The 3,427-nt window shown below is 65.7% G+C and carries 3 protein-coding genes; 1 reads left to right on the top strand and 2 read right to left on the bottom strand.

Annotation, left to right across the window (positions count from 1 at the left end; genetic code table 11):
• On the bottom strand, window positions 1-1,019 hold a 1,019-nt coding region (locus VF794_RS08655), incomplete at its 3' end, for a hypothetical protein (RefSeq protein WP_331108710.1).
• A gap of 1,022 nt (window positions 1,020-2,041) precedes the next feature.
• Here VF794_RS08655 and VF794_RS08650 point away from each other — a divergent pair.
• Window positions 2,042-3,166 carry a site-specific integrase gene (locus tag VF794_RS08650; protein ID WP_331108709.1) on the top strand — a complete coding sequence of 375 codons (1,125 nt, stop codon included), beginning with the start codon at window positions 2,042-2,044 and terminating at the stop codon, window positions 3,164-3,166.
• Here the strand turns inward: VF794_RS08650 and VF794_RS08645 are convergent.
• On the bottom strand, window positions 3,144-3,427 hold a 284-nt coding region (locus VF794_RS08645; protein ID WP_331108708.1), incomplete at its 5' end, for a hypothetical protein. The two genes, VF794_RS08650 and VF794_RS08645, sit on opposite strands and share 23 nt — an antisense overlap.

The raw sequence follows: 3,427 nt of genomic DNA, 5'->3' as shown, positions 1-3,427 counted from the left end.
TGCTCCGGCGCCGTGACCGAGTTGACGAGGAGGGGCCGGTTGCCCGCGGTGATGGCGAGCGACAAGCCTTCCCCGCGCCACTGGGTCGTCAGCCGATAGGCGCCGTTGGCCACGGGCGTCAGCTTCCACATCTGCCCGTCGACATTACGCGTCCTGGCGAGGATTGGGACGTTGTTGGACTTGCCGTCATAGAGGATGTCCAGCGACATGTCATCGCCCCGCCACTGGGTCGTCAGCCGGTAGTAGCAGTTGGCATTGAACGGAGAACCGGCCGTGGGCGGCGCAGGCGGGGGCGCGGGAGCGGGGAGCGGCGCGGTCACCTGCCACAACCGCTGGAGCAGCGCGGCCATGGTCGGATCATGCCGGGTCAGCTCGTCCCGCGTGAAGGGGAAGAAGTCATTGTGCCCGAAGAATGCCTCGGAGGTCTCCGTGAAGTACTCCTGCACATGGTTCATCGCATAGGCGCGCTCGAACGTGTTGTTCGGACGGCAGGGGCCGTTCCTGCGCTCCACGAGATCGTAGCTCTTGCTGGCCACCGCGCGCTCATAGGCCGCCTTGATCTCGGCGTTGTCGTAGCCGAGGACCTGGTCGTGATAGGCGTGGGCGAGCTCGTGCAGCACTAATGAGGGCATCCGCTGGGTCTCCGCCTCGAAGATGCGGACATTGGTGAATTCGATGCCCTTGGCCATCGCCGGGTTGCGGCCGTTCTGGCTCAGCCAGGCAGCGCTGGGGTGATACTCGCCGACCGGCGGCGCATTGGGGTATGGAGGCGAGAACCACAGCGTCACCTTGCGGAGGCGGGCCACGGGCCCCGCGGGGACGACCCGGGCGACCTCCTTCAACTGTGCCGCCAGGATCACGAGGGACTTCTCGGTCCCGGCCTTGTCCGTCGTCATCAAGCGATCATCGATTTGGACGGTCCAGCCTTCGATGGTGCGCGTCTGGTGGCCAGCGACCGCCGCGGACGCGACGCCAGAGAATGCCAGGATGAACAGGAGCAGCGGAGAGAGTTTGTTCATGGGAGGAGGCGTGCAGGAGGACTTCATTCGCACCATGTGCAGGCTCTGTATTAGCACAGGCTCCTGGGCCTCATCACTCAGCCCGGCCCGCTCCGGGTCGTGCTGGGGCCCATAGGAACTCCGTTCCCGTCACCCGAACGAGCCGCCGTTTCCTCCCCAGATGCCACGGGCTCGGCTGGCATCTCGGGCCACCGTGCCCCTATTTCTCTTAACCGCCCCACCTTCCTCGACAAGTTGGCGCGCAGGTATTGCATGAAGCCGGCGAGCGCGGCCCCCCGCGCCCACACCAGCAGGTGCGTATAGGCGGAATGGGGGCCGTGTTGAGGGAGAGGGCTGGAGCCGAGGGGTCGAGGAGGGCTGCTGACGGGTGCCACGAGGGCTGTGCGCCGGGCCGGTGGAGACGCGGTACAGGCCCATTGGGCACACGCTGGCCCAGGTGGCCCCCCAGGGGGAGGCAGCAGGGGCGTGGGCGTCTGGGGCAGCGTGACTGCTCGAGGTGCAACACCACGCGAGCTGGGGTGGCCCCTGCGCTGCAGCCAGCTGAGCAGGCCGCGTGGGCAGTGACAGGTGCTCCAGAATGGCGCGCACTGCGTTGGGTGCCGTCAAGTACGCCAACACCCGGCGCCTGCCTCCACACCAGGCACAGGTGAAGACATCCAATGCGAACGTCCTGCGCAGCAGCTTCGCCCAGTCCACTCGCGGCGTCCGCTGCTTCTTCGGTTCCTTCCTGACCGCTGTCGCAGGTGCCACGCTCGCCCCCTCCTCTCCTGCTTGGGGGACCAGACTCGCTCTGGGAGTGCCAGGCGGCGGGTTCGATTCCCGCCGCCTCCACTAGAAGTTACCCGCCGCTGTGAGCCGCGCCCCACTCCTGTCGAGGGGGCGCGGTTTGCTTTTGGGGACCAAATCGTGCTCCCTGGGGTCCAAATAAGGACCAAAACGGAGCGCACGACGTGGGCAACAACAGGGTATGGACCGGGAAGTGGAAAGGGGGGCGGACGTTCAACGGGAAGGATGGCCGTCCGGTGTTCGTGCTGCGGAAGATGGTTCAGGGACGGGCCTATACGGTCCACCTGGACGCCCGCAGCGAGACGGAAGCGGAAGCCGAGCTTGCCCTCTTCATGCGCGATCCCGAGGGCTACAGCACCAAGCGGGAGGCGCGGCAGCAGCAGCAGGAATCCGCCGTTCACCTCAACGCCGAGACAGTGGGCCGCTTCCTCGATTCCATGAAGCAGGCGAAGACCACGGAACGCTACGTGGGCAACGTGGGCTTCTACTTGGCGACGTGGGCCGAAGCTCTCTCGGGGAGGGACCTGCGCACCGTCACCCTCCAAGAACTGCTGCGGGAGTTGGCCCAGCACAAAACGGCCAGGAAGAACCGCATTACGGCGCTCAAGTCGTTTGCCGCTTGGTTGAGGGAGCAAGGGGCCCTCTCCCTGGCCGAAGACCCCACCGTGTCCCTCAAGGTGCCCGTGACCCGTCCCGAGAAGGCAGTGCGGGAGAAGGGTTACAGCATCGAGACCACCGAGCGGCTCTATCGGGCCATCAGCGGATGGGAGTTCACCAACTTCGGGCAGGAGGAAACGCGGCGCATGACCGACGTGCAGTGTGTGCGCGACGTGCTGTGTATCCACGCCAAGACAGGGATGCACGGCACGGAGATAGAGCGACTGGCGAAGGGTGAGGGCAAAGTTGCCCTGTTCGAGGACCAAGGCGAGATCGCCGCAACGGTGACCTTCATTCACAAGAGCGGGAACGTTCACCGTCAGAGCATCGACCGGCAAACCCTGGCGGCTGTGCAGCGGCTACAGGCGCGAGGGGCCGCGCCGGTTGATAGCCATATCCGCCGGGTTGTGGCTCGTGCCTGTGAATCCCTTGGAATCGAGCCGGTTCATTTCGGGGAGTACCGGCACAGCTTCGTTACCTGGGCTTCGGAGTGCGGCCAGGAAGTGAGGCCCAAGGCGGGAGGGCTCCCACTGGCCGCGATTGCCGCCGTGGTCGGCCACCACTCGGCAAACACAACGAAACGCTTTTACGACAACGTGAAGGTGCCCCCGATGATCAAGATTCCGATCAAGCTGGAGCACCCCGACGATCCGGCACTGCTGCCCGTGCGGCGAGCGCAGATCAGGCTCGTCGAATCAGCTTAAGGATTTCATCCTTTTCCCCCCGCCCGGCGTTGCGTTGGGCGGGGCGCCGCTTGAGCTTCGGCGCTGGCTCACGTTTGAGCCTGGGCGCTGGCTCGCGGGCGATGCCGTCAATGAGAGCTTCGAGGCTGGGCAGGTCGATCATGGCCACCTTCCCAAGCTTCGGGGCACGACGGAGGGCGCCACTTTTCAAAAGCTCGAAGATGCGCGAGCGCCCGCAGCCGAGTAGGGACTGCGCGGCTTCGATGGAGACGGCCCGCACCG

The sequence above is a fragment of the Archangium sp. genome (genome assembly GCF_036389735.1).
Lineage (GTDB): Bacteria > Myxococcota > Myxococcia > Myxococcales > Myxococcaceae > Archangium.
The sequence above is the reverse complement of the archived record's forward strand: the minus strand, read 5'-3'. Positions and strand labels throughout refer to the sequence as shown.